This is a genomic window from Rugamonas sp. FW305-51 (assembly GCF_058786935.1).
The window spans coordinates 192314-208579 of sequence record NZ_JBYSZG010000001.1 but is presented as its reverse complement, the minus strand read 5'-3'; the positions used below and the strand labels follow the sequence as shown (position 1 = coordinate 208579).

The window sequence follows — 16266 nt, the reverse complement described above, 5'->3', positions numbered from 1 at the left end:
ATGAAGATCATGGTCCCTGTCAAACGCGTCGTCGATTTCAACGTCAAGCTACGGGTGAAAGCCGACGGCACCGGGGTGGAACTGGCCAACATCAAGATGGCGATCAACCCATTCGATGAGATTGCAGTGGAGGAAGCCACCCGCCTCAAAGAGCGCGGCGCGGCGGCCGAAGTGGTGGCGGTGTCCTGTGGCGTGGCGCAGTGCCAGGAAACGCTGCGCACGGCGATGGCGATCGGTGCCGACCGCGGCATCCTGGTCGAGAGCGACGCCGAGCTGCAACCGCTGGCCGTGGCCAAGCTGCTGAAGGCAGTGGCGGCCAAGGAACAGCCGCAACTGATTATCCTCGGCAAGCAAGCCGTCGACGACGATTGCAATCAGACCGGACAGATGTTGGCGGCGCTGCTGGGCTGGCCGCAGGCCACCTTTGCATCGCAGTTGTCCATCGAAGGGGACAAGGCGCTCGTCACGCGCGAGGTCGATGGCGGCCTCGAGACCGTGTCGCTCACCTTGCCGGCCGTGATCACCACGGACCTGCGGCTGAACGAGCCGCGCTATGTGACGCTGCCGAACATCATGAAGGCGAAGAAGAAGGCGCTGGAAACCGTCACGCCGGCCATGCTCGGCGTCGACGTGGCGGCGCGCATCCAGACCCTCAAGGTGAGCGAGCCGCCAGCCCGCGCCGCCGGGATCAGGGTGCCCGATGTCCCCGCCTTGCTCGACAAGCTCAGGAACGATGCCAAGGTCATTTAAACCACCAGCGTAGCCGCATCGGGCGACCGGCATCCGGCTCAGGAGTCCACCATGGATAAGCAACGCATCCGTCAACTCATACGTGCCTGGATGGCGCAGCGCAGGGACCATCCCGAACCGCTGCCGTCGCTGGAGCAAATCCGTCGCGCCGTGGGCTGGGCTGAAGAGGACCGGCCCGAAGATTGTACGGCCGAGTCCCCGATTGCCCTGGCACCGGTCGCGGCTTGAATCTCCCGCTCAACCTGAACCTTTATTTCACGTCATGAAAACACTCGTAATTGCAGAACACGACAACGCCTCCCTGAAAGGCTGCACGCTCAATACCGTCACCGCCGCGACCCAGTGTGGCGCGGAGGTCCATGTGCTGGTGGCCGGCCATCATGCCGGCACCGTCGCCGAGGCCGCCTCGCGCATCACCGGCGTGGCCAAAGTCCTGGTGGCCGATGCGGCCCACCTGGCCGACGGCATGGCTGAAAACATGGCGGCGCAAATCGTCGCCATCGCCGGCCATTACTCGCACATCCTGGCGCCTGCCACCGCCTACGGCAAGAATTTCCTGCCGCGGGTGGCCGCCTTGCTCGACGTCGGGCAAGTGTCCGACATCACCCGGGTGGTGAGCGCCGATACGTTTGAACGGCCGATATACGCCGGCAATGCGATCGCCACCGTTCGCTCGGCCGAGTCCGTCAAGGTCATCACGGTCCGCACGACCGGCTTCGATGCCGCGTCCGAAGACGGCAAGGCGACGGTGGAGGCGATCGCCGCGGTGCCGGACTGCGGCGGAGCGGCGCTGACGTCGCGGCAATTGACACGCTCCGAGCGTCCCGAACTGAGCGCCGCCAAGACGATCGTCGCCGGCGGACGCGGCATGGGTTCCGGCGACGCTTTCAAGATCCTCGAGCCGTTGGCGGACAAGTTGGGCGCCGCGATGGGGGCGTCCCGGGCCGCGGTCGATGCGGGTTTCGTGCCGAACGACTGGCAGGTTGGACAGACCGGCAAGATCGTGGCGCCACAGCTGTACATCGCGGTGGGCATTTCCGGCGCGATCCAGCATTTGGCCGGGATGAAGGATTCGAAGACCATCGTGGCGATCAACAAAGATCCAGAAGCCCCCATTTTTGCGGTGGCCGACTACGGTATCGTCGGCGACCTGTTCGACATTGTGCCGCAATTGGCGGCCGCTTTACCTTGAATCGCAGGGAACTGAAAACATGACTATCGTCGCGCACTTTTTATTTTGCACCGCAACGCAGAAATGGCCACCGCCGGTGCTGCAAGCCGTACTGCCATCGGACCTGATCGGGGACGAGATCTAGCACTTGCCCCCACCGCTGCCCGTGGTCCGCGATGGCGGGCCACGGTCATCAGATCTGCTGGCAGACGCCACACAGGACGATCAAGTCGCCGGCCTTTTCGAAGTAGCTTGCCTTGTGCTCGATGGCCGATGAAACCGGATCCACCCATTTGTAGTTGACCCATCCCTTACCCTTGGCATTGGCCAGCGCGTAGATTTCCTGGACGAAGTACCTGCCGGCCGCATCCCGTATATTCATCATGGCTTTGCCCACGATTCCAGGGTTGCCGCCGTGGGCCAGCATATTGCCTTCGAATTCGCCTGCGATGCGTCGCCATGCAGCCAGTAGACGCAAGCTGCGCACCACCCGGACTGCTATCTTGAGCGCCTTTGACCTAGCGGAAAGGATGAGCAAAGATGAGCGATATCGTGACATTTGCGACACAAGACGCGGTTGCCGCGCAAAACGGTGAGGCGGCCAATTTACCCGATGCGTTGGGCGCAGTACCCTTGCGGCCGATCCGCAAGGTCGGCGTCCTCGGGGCCGGTACCATGGGCGGCGGCATTGCCATGAACTTCGCCAATGCCGGCATACCCGTCATCATTGTCGATATGACAGCGCAGGCGCTCGAGCGCGGCCTCGCCATCGTCAGCAAGAACTATGACGCCAGCGTGAGCAAGGGCAAGCTGAGCCGGGAGGAGGCTGACGCCCGCATGGCGCTTCTGACGGGCTCGCTCGATGACCAGGAACTGGGCCACTGCGACCTGGTCATCGAAGCTGTCTATGAACATCTCGACATCAAGAAGCAGGTGGTGCGCCGCCTGGGGACGATTTGCCGGCCTGGCGCGATCTTGGCCAGCAACACGTCCACACTGGACATCGATGTGCTGGCCGAGGAAAGCGGGCGCGCCGCCGATTTCGTCGGCATGCATTTTTTCAGCCCGGCCAATGTCATGCGCCTGCTGGAGATTGTGCGCGGCGCGCGCACTGCGCCGGAGGTGCTGGCCACCGTGGTCGGCGTGGCCGGCACCATCGGCAAGGTGCCAGTGGTGTCCGGCGTTTGCTACGGCTTCATCGGCAACCGCATGCTGGAATCGTATTTGCGCGAATCGGAATTCCTGATGCTGGAGGGGATCAGTCCCGCCCGGATCGACAAGGCGATCGAGTCGCTCGGCTTGCCCATGGGGCCATGTCGCATGCTGGACTTGGCCGGTCTGGACGTGGCGGCCAAGGTGTTGATTGAGCGGGGCAAGGCTGGCGGCCTGCCGGCCGATCCGGCCTATCGGGTGGTCGTGCAGGAAATGATGCGGCTTGGCCGCTTTGGCCAGAAAACCGGCGCCGGCTATTACCGCTACGATGGTCGCACAGCGGTGAGCGATCCGGAAGTCGAGCGGATCTGCACTGCGCTGGCCGAGCAGCACGGCGTGGCGCGCCGCGCCGACATCACGGACAAGGAAATTATCGAACGCTGCCTGTACCCCTTGATCAACGAGGGGGCCAGGATACTGGAAGAGGGGATCGCCTATGGCCCTGACGATATCGATCTGGTCTGGGTAAATGGTTACGGTTTCCCGGCGCACCGTGGGGGACCTATGCGGTTGGCCGACACCGTCGGCGTCGCGAACATTGCCGATCGCCTCCGTCATTACGGCCATCTGCGTGGCGACCGCTACGGTTACTGGAGCCTGTCGCCGTTGCTGGTGGCGCTCGCGGCGCGCGGCCAAGGCTTCCGCGACTGGCAAGCTACGCCGGTGCGCTGAGTCGATCAAGGCCAGCGTTGCGCCGGCCGCATGGGGAGCGATGGCACGCCGCTCTCCAAATGCGGCGCAGCGCGGCGACCGGCGGCGCAAGATAGCTGGTTGACGCAAGACCTGGCCAGCGTGCTGCGCAAAAATGGTTGGCACCGCAGAGATTTCTTTGCTGGGTGCCATACCTTGCTGACGGCGCCGGGCTGCCGCCCGATGCACGACAGAGGTAGCAAACGTCAATCAGACATATAAAAAATTGGAGACAAAGATGAAAAAGCAATTGTTGGCCGTGTTGATCGCGGCGTCCTGCGCAACGCCGGTCTTGGCGCAATCGAATGTCGCGATCTACGGGCTGGCCGATGCAGGCTTGCAGGTGTCCAACTTTGGCAACGGTCGGAAAGTCAATCTGACCAGCGGCACGGAAGGGGGCTCGCGCCTGGGCTTCAGGGGTAAGGAAGATCTGGGCGACGGCTACCACGCATTATTTACGCTGGAGGCCCGCGTTGAGCTCGACACGGGTGCACAGTCCAACGGCCTGCTGTCCACCGGCGTAAATGAAAACATCACGGCGGGGATGAGCGCGGCCGGTGCGGCGGCGGTCCGGAGCCATACGCCGACCACCATCGTCAATTCCGCCGGCGCCTTGTTCGACCGCCAGTCGTTCGCTGGCCTGGATACGCCGTACGGCATGATCCTGCTCGGCCGCCAATACACGCCCGGTGTGGAGGTGTTCGCCCTTAGTGACGTGTTCGATCTGGGCACCACCGGCACCTGGCTCAATCTGGTGATGGGCGATGCGGGCGTGTTCGCGCCAGGTATCGCGCTGCGTGCCAACCAGGCGTTGCAATATCGCCTGCAATTGCCAAGCGGCGTAGGCGTGTCGGCCATGTATGGATTCAACAACACGGGATCGCTCAATTTGGCCAAGCGCTTTGCCGGCGGCAATGTGCGCTACCGCGCCAATGGTATCGACGCCGGTATCGGCTACAACCGGGAGCAGGATCAGGTCGGCAATCAGGCGCTGACGTCGCTGACGGCGGGTGGGTCATACGTCGCGGGCGATGCGAAATTCTTCGCCGGTTATCACCGCATGAAGAGCGACCACAGCGCGTTCGGCCGGGCCTTGGCGCCACTGCTGACCACGCCGGGCGACGCTGCTGCGCTGTTTTCGAACCTGAAGCTCGATGGGTCGCTCTATACCATCGGCATGCACTACCGGATTGGCGTCGACCGTGTCATGGTGGGCATCAACCATCTCAACGACAAGCTGTCGACCAACGGCGACGCGACATTATTCGCCGTGGGCTACGATCATTTCCTGTCCAAGCGCACGAATCTGTACGCGGTGGTGGCCCATGTCAGCAACCATGGCGCGGCCCAGTATGCCCTCGGTGGTGGCGGTTACTTCGGCGGCTCCACCTCGAAACGGGGACAGGATGGCAACGCGTTGCAACTGGGGATGCGGCACCAGTTTTAAGCCGGGTGAGTGGCATTTCCCTGCGCGGTGCGAGGAACAACTGGCTTCGTCCGCCGCTTGCTTTTACTCCTGATGATCAGCGGCTCGGCCTCGATGGGGGGCTGTGCCGGTGACTCTGAAACAGCAGCAGGGAGTCGGAATGCGGTTCGCGTCGACGGCCGGGCCGTGCCGGACACGTGATGTTTGAGAACTGCACGGTCAATGTGCTGAGTTGCAACGATTCAGTCGGAACCGGCCTTGCGCAAGTGTGTCAATAATTTACCGGCTTCCGGCAAAAGTGCCGGTTCGGATTTAACGCCCAGCCAAAGTGCGCGGGAAGCCCAGGCGTCACGCAGCGGAATGGCACGCAATCCGGCGCTCAGCATCTCCGGTCGCACGGCGCCGTCTGGCAGCACGCCAATGCCCAAGCCCGCCTCTATCATGCGGAAAATGCCGTCAAAGCTGCTGACCTGGATGCGCAAGCGGAGCGGCTTGTCGTGAACGAGTGATGCGTCGATCAATCGCTGGAGGAGCGAACTACCCTGGTTAAGACCAACAAAGTCGTAATCAAGCGCTTCGGCAAAATGCAGTTCGGGCAGGGCTGCCAGCGGATGATCCGCACGCATCAGGAGCACCAGCTTGTCTCGGCGGTAGAGAAATTTTTCCAGGCCCCGGGTCGGCACGTTGTCCGCAAAAATGCCAAGATCGGCTTCGCCGGTGATGACCGCGTTGACGATCTGATCGCTGAGTTTCTCCTCCAGGCCGATGCGTATCAACGGTTGCTCGCGCAAGAACGCGGCAAGATCGTAAGGGAGGAATTGAATAATGGCTGAAGTGTTGGCCCAAATTCTCACGTGACCGCGCACCCCGATCGCGAAGTCCTCCATTTCACCGGCCATCCGATTCACCGTGTCGAGCACGCTGCGCGCGTGCTGCGCCAGTTGCTGGCCAGCCGACGTCAATTCGAGTCCACGCGGCATGCGCAGGAACAAGGGGCAATCGACAATACGCTCCAGTTCGGCAATCCGCTTGCTCAGCGCCGATAAAGTCATGTGCGTCTTATCTGTCGCCTTGGTCAGGCTGCCTGTTTGTGCGACCAGCAGAAAGATGCGCAGCGATTGCAGATCGAAATGGTTGGGGTTGATCACGGCATCAGTCAAAGGAGGGGGGCCGAACTGGGCAGTCGGTATGGGCCGAGGTTAGTAGACGGGGTTGGTTTTGTCAAACGATGGCAACCGCTGTGTCGACGGCGTAGGCTAGTCAGCACGATCCATGAGCGTCCGTAAGGCATGGAAGCGAAGTTCGATCTGTGAATTCTTTGGTTTTCCTGGCGGGAAAGGCGGGTTGAGGAAACAGCGATTATCAGGGAATGCCTTTGCTTCTAAGATGCTTTCAGAACAGCATGACTTATGAGGAGACGTTCATGATAAAACCGTTGGAAGGCTTGCGCGTGATCGAGCTGGGCCAGTTGATCGCAGGGCCGTTCGCCGCCAAGATGCTGGCCGAGTTCGGTGCAGAGGTCATCAAGATCGAGCCGCCCGGCACCGGTGATCCACTGCGCAAATGGCGCCTGCTGCATGAAGGGACTTCCGTCTGGTGGGCAGCGCAATCGCGCAACAAGCAATCCGTGACGCTCGACCTGCGCTCGGAGGAAGGGCAGGAGGTGATCCGTACGCTGGTCCGGGAAAGTGATGTCCTGATCGAAAATTTCCGCCCCGGCACGATGGAAGGATGGGGACTGGGCTGGGATGCGCTGCACGCGCTCAACCCGCGCCTGGTCATGTTGCGGGTGTCGGGCTATGGCCAGGACGGTCCGTATCGCGACCGCCCCGGCTTCGGGGTGGTGGGCGAGGCGATGGGCGGCTTGCGTCATCTGAGTGGTGAGCCTGGCCGCACGCCGGTGCGGGTCGGCGTCTCCATCGGTGACTCGCTGTCGGCCCTGCATGGCGTGATCGGCGTCCTGCTGGCGTTGCGCCACCGCGACCAGCATGGTGGCCAAGGCCAGATGATCGATGTGGCCCTGTACGAGTCGGTCTTCAACATGATGGAAAGCTTGTTGCCGGAATATTCGGTGTTTGGTGCGGTACGTGCACCGGCCGGCAGCAGCTTGCCGGGCATCGCCCCGACCAATGCCTATCAGTGCGCGGATGGCAAGTATGCCCTGATTGCAGGCAATGGCGATGGCATATTCCGGCGCTTGATGGATGTGATCGAGCGCCCCGATCTGCGTGACGAGCCTACGCTGGCCAGCAACGACGGGCGTGTCCAGCATGTCGCGCGGCTCGATGCCGCCATCGGCGCCTGGACCGCGCAGCGCGGCCTGGACGAGACACTCGCGGCGTTGAATGGCGCCGGCATTCCGGCCGGCCGCATCTACGACATCGCCGACATCGCGGCCGATCCCCACTACCGGGCCCGCGACATGATCTTGGACGCCCAACTGGACGACGGCACGCCGGTGCAACTGCCCGGCATCCTGCCCAAACTGAGTGCGACGCCGGGCAGCGTGCGCCGGCCGGCGCCGCGGCTGGGCCAGCATACCGACGAGGTACTGGCCGGTATCGGTATCGATAGCTCCACCCGCGCGGCATGGCGCCAGCGCGGCATCATCTGAACAGGAAACCATTATGAGCAAGCAGCGTTTATACATACAGGAAGTGGCCACGCGCGACGGTTTTCAGAACGAGGCGGCCTATGTCGACACCGATGCCAAGATCGCCCTGATCGACCATCTGAGCGGCTGCGGCTATGCCAAGATCGAGGTGACGTCGTTTACGTCGCCCAGGGCCATTCCGGCACTGCGCGATGCGGAGGCGGTGATGCACCAGATCCAGCGCCGCGAGGGTGTCATCTATACCGTGCTGGTGCCAAACATCCGTGGCGCCGAGCGGGCCTTGTCCTGCAATGTCGACGAGGTCAATCTGGTGATGTCGGTCAGTGAAAGCCATAACCGCACCAATTTGCGGATGACACGCGAACAGTCGTTCGCGCAGCTGCGCGAGGTCATCGGCGTCGTGCGCACCAGTCCCGTGGCGATCAACGTGTCGCTGTCGACGGCGATGGGATGCCCGATGGAAGGCGACATTCCGGCGGCGACCGTGCTGGAGTGGATGCAACGCTTCGCCGACCTCGGCGTCGACGGCGTGACCTTGTGCGACACCACCGGCATGGCCTATCCGGCGCAAGTCGCCGCCCTCAGTGCAGCGGCCCGTGCGCGCTTTCCCCAGCTTCAGCTGACCCAGCATTTCCACAATACGCGCGGCCTCGCACTGGCCAATACGCAGGCAGCGCTGGCCGCCGGTATCGACCGCTTCGACGCGTCGCTCGGCGGTCTCGGTGGTTGTCCTTACGCCCCGGGGGCGACCGGCAACGTTTGCACCGAGGAGCTGGTGCACATGCTGGAACTGGAGGGCTATGACACCGGCATTGACCTGGGCGGTATTCTGGCTGCGGCGGCGCACTTGCCGGAACTGATCGGCCACGATGTGCCCAGCCAGTTGTTGAAAGCGGGAACCCGCCTGAGCTTGCATCCCATGCCGCAGGGCGACGCCGGCATGCCGGTGCAACAGGCATTCAACTAAGGGGGACAAGATGGCCTTCATCGATAGTCTGGATCACCTGGTCCTTACTTGCGTGGACCAGGACGCCACCTTGCGCTTCTACACGGAGGTGTTGCAAATGCAGCTGGAGACTTTCGGCAACGGCCGCATGGCCTTTCGCTTTGGAAACCAGAAAATCAACCTGCATCATCGGGGCAGCGAATTCGAACCGAAGGCGCATCTGCCCGTGCCGGGCGCACTGGATTTGTGTTTCATCGCCGCCGTGCCGCTCGATGCCGTGATCTCGCATCTGCGCGATTGCCGCTGGCCCATCATCGAGGGACCGGTTGAACGGACCGGCGCCACCGGCAAGATCCGCTCGGTCTATGTGCGTGATCCGGACCTGAACCTGATCGAGATAGCGGAGCGCATGCCGTAGCAAATAGTGTCGGTCGTGAAATTCATAACAATTTTTGGAGACAAGTCAAATGAACAGCATTGCACAAATTGGCGAGCCGCCGGTGCCACCGGTCATCGCAGCAAAGCGCAAGAAATGGTGGCAGCAACTTTATATTCAGGTCGTTGCCGCGGTCATCCTGGGCATCTTGCTGGGCCATTTCTATCCCTCGACGGCGGCGGCGATGAAGCCGCTTGGCGATAATTTCCTCAAGCTCGTCAAATTGATGGTCGCCCCGTTGATTTTCTGCACGGTGGTGCATGGCATTGCCAGCATGACCGACATCAAGGCCGTCGGGCGTATCGGGCTGAAGTCGCTGATCTATTTTGAAGTGATGACGACATTTGCGTTGATCATCGGCTTATTGATGGTCAATTTGCTCCAGCCCGGCAGCGCCATGCACATCAATCCGGCCACGTTGGATGCCACCGCGATTGAAGGTTTCACCAAGGCGGCCCATGACCAGACCGTGGTGGGCTTCCTGTCGCATGTTATTCCGAAGACGGTGTTTGGCGCGTTCGCCGAGGGGGACCTGCTGCAGGTGCTGTTCATTTCCATCATCTTCGCGTTCGGTCTGCAGATGTTGGGCGAGGCGGGCAAACCGATGTTGAAGGTGATCGACGTCGGTGCCCAGACCTTCTTCAACATGGTGCGCATGGTCATGGTGGTATCGCCCATCGGCGCGTTCGGCGCGATCGCCTTCACGATAGGCCAGTACGGCGTCGGTTCGCTGGCCTCGTACGGCAGGCTGCTGGGTACCTATTACATCACGGCGATCTTGTTTGTCGTCATCATTTTGGGCCTGACTTGCCGGCTCGCGGGCTTTAGCCTGCTCAAACTGCTGAAGTACATCCGTGACGAGTTGCTGATCGTGCTGGGTACATCCTCTTCCGAATCGGTGTTGCCGCGGATTATGGCGAAACTGGAACGTCTGGGCTGCGACAAATCCGCCGTAGGCCTGGTGGTCCCGGCCGGATACTCCTTCAACCTCGACGGCAGTTGCATCAACATGACGGTGCTGGCCATTTTCATTGCCCAGGCCACCGATACCGTCCTCTCATTTGGACAACAGGTGACGCTGCTGCTGGTGCTGCTGCTCGCCTCCAAGGGCGCGGCCAGCGTCAGCGGCGGGGCGTTCGTCGTGCTGGCGGCCACCCTTGGTTCCGTGCCCGGCTTCCCTGTGGCAGGCCTGGTGCTGGTGCTCGGCGTCTATCGCTTCATTTCCGAAGGGGGCGCCATCGTCAACGTCATCGGCAATACCGTTGCCACCATCGTGATCTCGAAATGGGAAGGCGTGTTGGACGAAGCGACGTTCCGTCGAGAACTCGACAAGGCGCCAGTCGCGGTGGCCTGATCGTATTGCATTGTAAATTTTTGAAAGCGTGAACTCCCATGAAAGTCGTATTTCTTGACGCGGGCACCTTGCCCAATCCATTGTCGTTTCCGGCCGACACCGTCGACTACATCGCCTATCCGGCCACCCACGCCACGGAAGTGGGCGAGCGCATCAGCGGAGCTGCCGTGGTCATCACCAATAAGGTGCGCCTGACCGCGGCGCAGATGCAGGCCGCGCCACAATTGCGCCTGATCGTGGTGGCGGCGGCCGGCACCGACAACATCGACTTGCCCGCCGCCGCCGCACAGGGGATCAATGTGCATAACGTTCCCGACTACGGGTCCGATTCGGTGGCCGAACACGTCATCGCCACGCTGTTTGCCCTGCGGCGTAACTTGATGACCTATGCGGCCGCCGCGATCGACGGGCGCTGGTCCGCGGCCCCCCAGTTTTGCTGGAACGGTCCGCGTATCCGGGACGTCGGCGGCAGCGTGTTCGGCGTCGTTGGCCGGGGCCGTATCGGCCAGGCGGCGGCCCGGCTGGCGCAGGGATTGGGGATGAAAGTCGTGTTCGCCCAGACCCCGGGCAAGGCGTGCCGGACCGACGAATTGCCGCTTGACGAGCTGATCGGGCGCGCGGACGTGTTGACGCTGCACGTGCCCTTGACCGATGCAACACGGGGATTAATCGATCGCGCCACCTTGGCGCGCATGAAGCCCGAGGCGGTGCTGATCAACACCGGCAGAGGCGCTTTGGTCGATCCCGTCGCACTGGCTTGGGCGCTGCGCAACGGGGTGATCGCCGGGGCCGCGATCGATGTGCTCGAGGTGGAGCCGCCGCCGCCGGATCACCCGCTGCTGGCGGGCGACATCCCGGGTCTGTTGTGCACGCCGCACGTGGCATGGGCCAGCGAGCGCGCGCAAGCCCGGCTGGCGGCGACCATTATGCAACTGGTCCAGCACGAGCTGCGGTGAGTGGCGCGATGGAGGATGCGATGACCAATGCGATGTGCCCCGACCGGCAACGGGGCGCCGGACCGCTGCGCGTGCTGGTCGCACCGGACTCGTTCAAAGGCAGCCTGGGGGCGGTGGAGGTAGCCGCACGGATCGCGGCGGGGGTGCGCAGCGCCGTGCCCGACAGTATCGTGACCGAAGCGCCCATGGCCGATGGTGGCGAGGGCACCGCGCTGGCCGTCGCCAGGGCATTGGACGGCGTCTGGGACACGGTCGCGGCCATTGATGCCAACGGCGTGTTGATCGACGTGCCGTTCGCCGTCTGCACCAGTGCTCACCTGGGCGCGTTCGCCATTTTTGATGTGGCCGAGATCGTGGGATTGCATGCGGCCACCAACCCGCCCGGGCTGCGTTCCACCCGCGGCGTAGGTCAGGCCATCCGCGCGATACGGAGCCTGGGGCACAAGCGCATCGTGCTGGGACTGGGCGGCTCGTCCACCAACGATGGCGGCGCGGGCATGCTGGCCGAGCTGCTCTTCAATTTTGTCGACACGGCCGGGGCGCGCGTCGTGCCGGTCTTTAACAACCTGGCACGCATCGACGCGGTTGAATTCCGGGATGACAGGCATTGGCTGTCCGAGCTCGAGTTGATGGGATTGACGGACGTAGGCAGTCCACTGACCGGTCCGTGCGGGGCCAGCATGGTGTTTGGCGCCCAGAAGGGTTTTGCCGACCTCGAGCAGGCGGACCGACTGCTGCAGGGGCTGGCGCAGCGCTGCGACGCGCTCGTCGCCACCGCCTACGCCGACGTCGAGGGGGCGGGTGCTGCCGGCGGCTTGGGGTATGGCATATGCCTGCTGGGCGGAAAATTGTCGTCTGGTGCGCGCTTTGTGCTGGATGCGCTCCGCCTGACCGATGGCAACGTCAACTATGACTGGATCATCACCGGCGAGGGGCGTTCGGACCGGCAGACCCTGTTGGGCAAGGCGCCCGCGCTGGTCGCGCAGCTGGCAAGAAGCGCCAAGATTCCCGTGACCTTGCTGTCGGGCGCGGTCGATTATGACGCCGCGCTGGAAGAAGCGTTCGATGGTTGCTTTTCCGTGCAATCGGGCCCGGTGACGCTGGAGTATGCGATGAACCATGCCGCTCCCTTGCTGGAAGCGGCGAGCCGGCAACTGAGCACACTGTTCGTGCGGACCGGTCTGCGCCATTTGGGCGACGGGGCCGCGCAATAACACAAAAAGATCATGCACCTGCATGTTTGGCACTGTTGATAACTGCTGTAGACACTAAAAGGAGACTAACATGTCTGAACCCTGTTTTAATGCCGGCCGTCGCGCCACCCTGGAAACCTTAGGCTTGGGCGTGGCCACGCTGGCCGCGGCGGGTATCGCCAGTCCGGCTCGGGCCGACGATACGGCCCCATCATCGCACGGCGCCGTGGTGCTTGACCGCCTGGACCACGTCGTACTCACCGTCGCGGACATCGACAAGACTTGCGAATTCTATGCGCGCGCCGTGGGCATGCAGATCCAGACTTTCGGCGCCGGACGGAAGGCGCTGGTATTTGGCAGGCAGAAATTCAATCTGCATCAGCTGGGGCATGAGTTCAATCCCAAGGCCAAGCGGCCCACCCCAGGCGCCATCGACCTGTGCCTGATTGCCGTGACGCCGGTGGAGGCGGTCATCGCCCACCTGAAATCCGTTGGCGTTGCGATAGAAGAGGGACCGGTGATGCGCACCGGTGCGATGGGACCAATCAAATCGGTCTATTTCCGCGATCCGGATGACAATCTGATTGAGATTTCCAATTACGTGTCCTGACGCACCAGCGAGTTCGGGTAGCTGAGCATCTTAGCGGGTGCTCAGCGGTTTGAAGTGCCAGGCGCCCAGTTCGTTGTCGGCACTGCTCAATTAAACGAGAAGGCCCCCCATGCGTGGAGCCGACCTTCTTTATTTTCAGAAGAGTGGGAATCCACGCGAGCAGCACACGCGAGATTGAAGGCTGAAATGAATGGGGCCGATCACAGGAACAGGCAAAGAAACGTGATCAAACGTGGCCATCTCTTTCGGCCCAGACAGGATTTTCATGGTTTGGGTAGCTCATGCTTCCCGCGGCAGGCATGAGCATGCTGCGGGCAGGGAGCGTCGAGGATATTTCTGGCTTTCCTTATGGGAAGGTGTTGTAGAGGAAATGGAAATTGTCAGCATATGGTTTCCGTGCTCCTGCCTTCGGCAAGTTCAGCCTGTGCGCTCGTTATTTCGCCCTCCTGAGGTGCATCAGCAGCGCTGATACCAGGGCGAGGCTAAGAATGGCCAGCCCTAGCGTGGCCACAAGGGTGCCCCGTGCGCCAAGGTATGCCAGGCTATAGCTGCCCATCAACGGCGTGGCCGCTTGGCCGATCAGGGCAGGGCGCGCCAGCCGGCCCATCACGGCGCTGTACTGATTGGAAGGAAATACCGCTAACGGCAGGGTTCCCCGCACTACTGCGCGCAAGCCGTTTCCCGCGCCGAAAATCAGGATGGCAATCAGGCCGGCCGCCGGCGCGACGCAGAGCAACGCGACGCCCGTGGCGACCAGCAGGCAGGACGCAAACGTGGTCCAGGCCGGATGCATGTTTTTTGCAAAGACTTCGACTATGCGGGCGATAACCTGCGCGGGACCCAGCATGGAACTCAAGGCGATGGCACCCACCATCGAGTAGCCGACGCCTTTCAGGATGGGGATAAGATGGATGGACATCATGGTCATGGTCACGGAAGCCAGGACAAAAACCAGGCTGACCAGCATGTAGGTCGTGGCGTCGATGGTGCCGGCGCCTGCCTGGGCCGGCGCCGCCGCCGGAGGAACGCCGTTGGGCGTTACTGCGTTCTGCGCGAAGGCGTGGCGATACATCAGCGGCACCGCCAGCAGCAGGATTGCGGCGTATGCCGCACATGTGCCGCGCCAGCCGAGCCAGGAGAGCAGGAAGGCCAGTAGGGGAAAAGTAATCGTGGTGCAAAAACCGGACACCAGCGTGATGTGCACAATCGCAGCGCGCGCGTCCGTTCGATAGATGTTGCCCAGCGCGGCAAACAAGGCATCATAGAGCCCGCCGGCCATACCCATGCCTATCAACGTCCAGGCCAGGATGTAGACCGGCAGGCAGGTGCTGGTCGCCATCACCAGCAGGCCCGCCGCGATGAACGCCGTGCCCAGCACCAGCACCCGCAGTTCGCCCCATTTTTGCAGCCGCGCCATCACGAATGGCGAAGCCAGGCCGGCTATCAGCACCCCCAGTGAGAGTGCCGCAAGGACCGCTTGGCGGGACCAGCCGGTATCGCTGATGATGGGATCAGCCAGCACCGCCAGGAGAAAAAAGGAGCCACCCCATGCAAGGATCTGGGCCGTCCCCAACAGGAAGGTTGACCTGAATGTCATTGCATGGCCGTCAACTCGACGGTCTTGGGCCTGAAACGGAGAATGTGATCCTGGCGTAACGGTACGCGATAGTTCCCCCGGCATGGGTATCGTTGTGTCACGGCGATGGGATGGCGGCATGCTCAGATCGCGTGCGCTTCGCGCAAGCTGGCGATGGCCTGGTCACCGTAGCCCAGTTCGCGGAGTATGGCGCCTGTATGCTGCCCCAGCGCCGGCACGGCATCCATCCTGGGCGTGACGCCTTCGGGTATGCCGGGCGGCAGCAGTGCCGGGACCGGGCCGCCGGCCGTCTCCACCTCGGTCCAGCGCCCGCGCGCCTTCAGTTGCGGATGGGCCCACACGTCGTGCATGTCATTGACCTGGGCGTTGGCGATGCGGGTTTCTTCCAGGCGCGCCAGCACCTGTTCCGCGGTCAGCCCGGCGAAGGCGGCCAGGATCAACGCCTTGAGCTCGTCGCGCGCGGCCACGCGGCGCGCATTCGAGCAAAAGCGCTCGTCCCCTGCCAGCTCGGGCGCCAGCAATACCTGTTCGCAGAACAGCGCCCATTCCCGTTCGTTCTGGATGCCCAGCATGACCGACTTGCCGTCGCCGGCCGCGAACGGACCGTAGGGATAGATGGTGGCGTGCGCGGAGGCAGTACGCGGTGGCGGCGCGGCGCCGTCGTAAGCGTAGTACAGCGGATAGTTCATCCATTCCACCATGCTCTCCAGCATGGACACGTCGATGCGGCAACCCTTGCCAGTGCGGCCGCGCTGCAGCAGCGCGGCCAGGATGTTGGTGTAGGCGTACATGCCGGCCGCGATGTCGGCGATCGAGCAGCCGGCCTTGGACGGCTCGTCTGGCGTGCCGGTGATGGACAGGAAGCCCGATTCGCTCTGGATCAGCAGGTCGTACGCCTTGCGGTCCCGGTAAGGTCCGTCGGCGCCGTAGCCCGAGATGTCGCACACGATCAGGCGCGGATGGCGTTCCTTGAGCGTTTCGTACGACAGTCCAAGGCGCTCCGCCGCGCCCGGCGCGAGGTTCTGCACCAGCACGTCGGCGCTTTCCAGTAACTGCGCCAGCACGCCGGCGGCGGCTTCGTGTTTCACGTCCAGCGTCAGGCTCTCCTTGGAACGGTTGGTCCATACGAAGTGCGACGCCAGGCCGTTCACGCGGCTGTCGTAGGCGCGCGCGAAGTCGCCCACGCCTGGCCGCTCGACCTTGATCACCCGCGCCCCCAGGTCCGCCAGCTGGCGGGTGCAGAAGGGCGCGGCGATCGCGTGTTCCAGCGTGACGACGGTAATGCCATCGAGTGGTCGCATGGTGGCCTCT

16 protein-coding genes are annotated in these 16266 nt (G+C 62.9%); 12 read left to right on the top strand and 4 right to left on the bottom strand.

Translation table 11 applies throughout. The features are described 5' to 3' along the window. From AC3WOS_RS00880 to AC3WOS_RS00870, 3 genes are read left to right on the top strand one after another with little or no spacing between them, the layout of a single operon-like run. Positions 1–750 carry an electron transfer flavoprotein subunit beta/FixA family protein gene (locus AC3WOS_RS00880; RefSeq protein ID WP_492713905.1) on the top strand — a complete coding sequence of 250 codons (750 nt, stop codon included), beginning with the start codon at positions 1–3 and terminating at the stop codon, positions 748–750. A gap of 51 nt (positions 751–801) precedes the next feature. Then, a complete protein-coding gene (locus tag AC3WOS_RS00875; RefSeq protein WP_492713903.1) occupies positions 802–978 on the top strand; it encodes a hypothetical protein in 177 nt (58 codons plus the stop codon). A gap of 34 nt (positions 979–1012) precedes the next feature. Then, positions 1013–1942 (top strand): electron transfer flavoprotein subunit alpha/FixB family protein, encoded by a 930-nt coding sequence (locus AC3WOS_RS00870; RefSeq protein ID WP_492713901.1) that lies wholly within the window; start codon positions 1013–1015, stop codon positions 1940–1942. 172 nt (positions 1943–2114) lie between these two features. On the opposite strand, the gene AC3WOS_RS00865 is transcribed toward AC3WOS_RS00870, so the two are convergent. Beyond that, positions 2115–2411 carry a cache domain-containing protein gene (locus AC3WOS_RS00865; RefSeq protein WP_492713900.1) on the bottom strand — a complete coding sequence of 99 codons (297 nt, stop codon included), beginning with the start codon at positions 2409–2411 and terminating at the stop codon, positions 2115–2117. Between the two features lie 50 nt (positions 2412–2461). Here AC3WOS_RS00865 and AC3WOS_RS00860 point away from each other — a divergent pair, with 50 nt between their 5' ends. Beyond that, a complete protein-coding gene (locus AC3WOS_RS00860) occupies positions 2462–3805 on the top strand; it encodes a 3-hydroxyacyl-CoA dehydrogenase (RefSeq protein ID WP_492713899.1) in 1344 nt (447 codons plus the stop codon). A 256-nt stretch (positions 3806–4061) separates the two neighbouring features. Beyond that, on the top strand, positions 4062–5270 hold the full coding sequence (locus AC3WOS_RS00855) for a porin (RefSeq protein ID WP_492713898.1): 1209 nt from the start codon (positions 4062–4064) through the stop codon (positions 5268–5270). Positions 5271–5491: 221 nt separating this feature from the next. On the opposite strand, the gene AC3WOS_RS00850 is transcribed toward AC3WOS_RS00855, so the two are convergent. Beyond that, a complete protein-coding gene (locus tag AC3WOS_RS00850) occupies positions 5492–6397 on the bottom strand; it encodes a LysR family transcriptional regulator (protein WP_492713897.1) in 906 nt (301 codons plus the stop codon). 275 nt (positions 6398–6672) lie between these two features. Here AC3WOS_RS00850 and AC3WOS_RS00845 point away from each other — a divergent pair, with 275 nt between their 5' ends. From AC3WOS_RS00845 to AC3WOS_RS00815, 7 genes are all read left to right on the top strand, one after another. Next, on the top strand, positions 6673–7863 hold the full coding sequence (locus AC3WOS_RS00845; RefSeq protein WP_492713896.1) for a CaiB/BaiF CoA transferase family protein: 1191 nt from the start codon (positions 6673–6675) through the stop codon (positions 7861–7863). A 13-nt stretch (positions 7864–7876) separates the two neighbouring features. Beyond that, on the top strand, positions 7877–8830 hold the full coding sequence (locus tag AC3WOS_RS00840; protein WP_492713895.1) for a hydroxymethylglutaryl-CoA lyase: 954 nt from the start codon (positions 7877–7879) through the stop codon (positions 8828–8830). A 10-nt stretch (positions 8831–8840) separates the two neighbouring features. Then, entirely contained in the window at positions 8841–9227 is a 387-nt protein-coding gene (locus AC3WOS_RS00835) for a VOC family protein (RefSeq protein WP_492713893.1), read from the top strand. 49 nt (positions 9228–9276) lie between these two features. Further along, positions 9277–10599 carry a C4-dicarboxylate transporter DctA gene (gene dctA / locus AC3WOS_RS00830; RefSeq protein WP_492713892.1) on the top strand — a complete coding sequence of 441 codons (1323 nt, stop codon included), beginning with the start codon at positions 9277–9279 and terminating at the stop codon, positions 10597–10599. Between the two features lie 38 nt (positions 10600–10637). Next, positions 10638–11555 carry an NAD(P)-dependent oxidoreductase gene (locus AC3WOS_RS00825; protein ID WP_492713891.1) on the top strand — a complete coding sequence of 306 codons (918 nt, stop codon included), beginning with the start codon at positions 10638–10640 and terminating at the stop codon, positions 11553–11555. A gap of 20 nt (positions 11556–11575) precedes the next feature. After that, the gene (locus AC3WOS_RS00820; protein WP_492713890.1) at positions 11576–12769 is read left to right on the top strand and encodes a glycerate kinase; all 1194 of its coding nucleotides are present in this window, start codon (positions 11576–11578) and stop codon (positions 12767–12769) included. 208 nt (positions 12770–12977) lie between these two features. Beyond that, positions 12978–13358 (top strand): VOC family protein, encoded by a 381-nt coding sequence (locus AC3WOS_RS00815; protein WP_492714006.1) that lies wholly within the window; start codon positions 12978–12980, stop codon positions 13356–13358. Between the two features lie 433 nt (positions 13359–13791). Here AC3WOS_RS00815 and AC3WOS_RS00810 read toward each other — a convergent pair whose 3' ends face one another. Both AC3WOS_RS00810 and AC3WOS_RS00805 read right to left on the bottom strand, forming a co-directional pair. Then, the gene (locus tag AC3WOS_RS00810; RefSeq protein ID WP_492713889.1) at positions 13792–14955 is read right to left on the bottom strand and encodes an MFS transporter; all 1164 of its coding nucleotides are present in this window, start codon (positions 14953–14955) and stop codon (positions 13792–13794) included. 122 nt (positions 14956–15077) lie between these two features. Further along, positions 15078–16256: a CaiB/BaiF CoA transferase family protein gene (locus AC3WOS_RS00805; RefSeq protein ID WP_492713888.1), complete on the bottom strand. Its 1179-nt coding sequence runs from the start codon at positions 16254–16256 to the stop codon at positions 15078–15080. Positions 16257–16266 lie beyond the last annotated feature (10 nt).

Bases quoted from the DNA above. Each gene is read 5' to 3' on its own strand.
- AC3WOS_RS00860 (WP_492713899.1), top strand. From the start codon at position 2,462: ATGAGCGATATCGTGACATTTGCGACACAAGACGCGGTTGCCGCGCAA.
- AC3WOS_RS00825 (WP_492713891.1), top strand. From the start codon at position 10,638: ATGAAAGTCGTATTTCTTGACGCGGGCACCTTGCCCAATCCATTGTCG.
- AC3WOS_RS00840 (WP_492713895.1), top strand. From the start codon at position 7,877: ATGAGCAAGCAGCGTTTATACATACAGGAAGTGGCCACGCGCGACGGT.
- AC3WOS_RS00855 (WP_492713898.1), top strand. From the start codon at position 4,062: ATGAAAAAGCAATTGTTGGCCGTGTTGATCGCGGCGTCCTGCGCAACG.
- AC3WOS_RS00835 (WP_492713893.1), top strand. From the start codon at position 8,841: ATGGCCTTCATCGATAGTCTGGATCACCTGGTCCTTACTTGCGTGGAC.
- AC3WOS_RS00820 (WP_492713890.1), top strand. From the start codon at position 11,576: ATGACCAATGCGATGTGCCCCGACCGGCAACGGGGCGCCGGACCGCTG.
- dctA (WP_492713892.1), top strand. From the start codon at position 9,277: ATGAACAGCATTGCACAAATTGGCGAGCCGCCGGTGCCACCGGTCATC.
- AC3WOS_RS00880 (WP_492713905.1), top strand. From the start codon at position 1: ATGAAGATCATGGTCCCTGTCAAACGCGTCGTCGATTTCAACGTCAAG.
- AC3WOS_RS00870 (WP_492713901.1), top strand. From the start codon at position 1,013: ATGAAAACACTCGTAATTGCAGAACACGACAACGCCTCCCTGAAAGGC.
- AC3WOS_RS00805 (WP_492713888.1), bottom strand. From the start codon at position 16,256: ATGCGACCACTCGATGGCATTACCGTCGTCACGCTGGAACACGCGATC.
- AC3WOS_RS00875 (WP_492713903.1), top strand. From the start codon at position 802: ATGGATAAGCAACGCATCCGTCAACTCATACGTGCCTGGATGGCGCAG.
- AC3WOS_RS00845 (WP_492713896.1), top strand. From the start codon at position 6,673: ATGATAAAACCGTTGGAAGGCTTGCGCGTGATCGAGCTGGGCCAGTTG.
- AC3WOS_RS00810 (WP_492713889.1), bottom strand. From the start codon at position 14,955: ATGACATTCAGGTCAACCTTCCTGTTGGGGACGGCCCAGATCCTTGCA.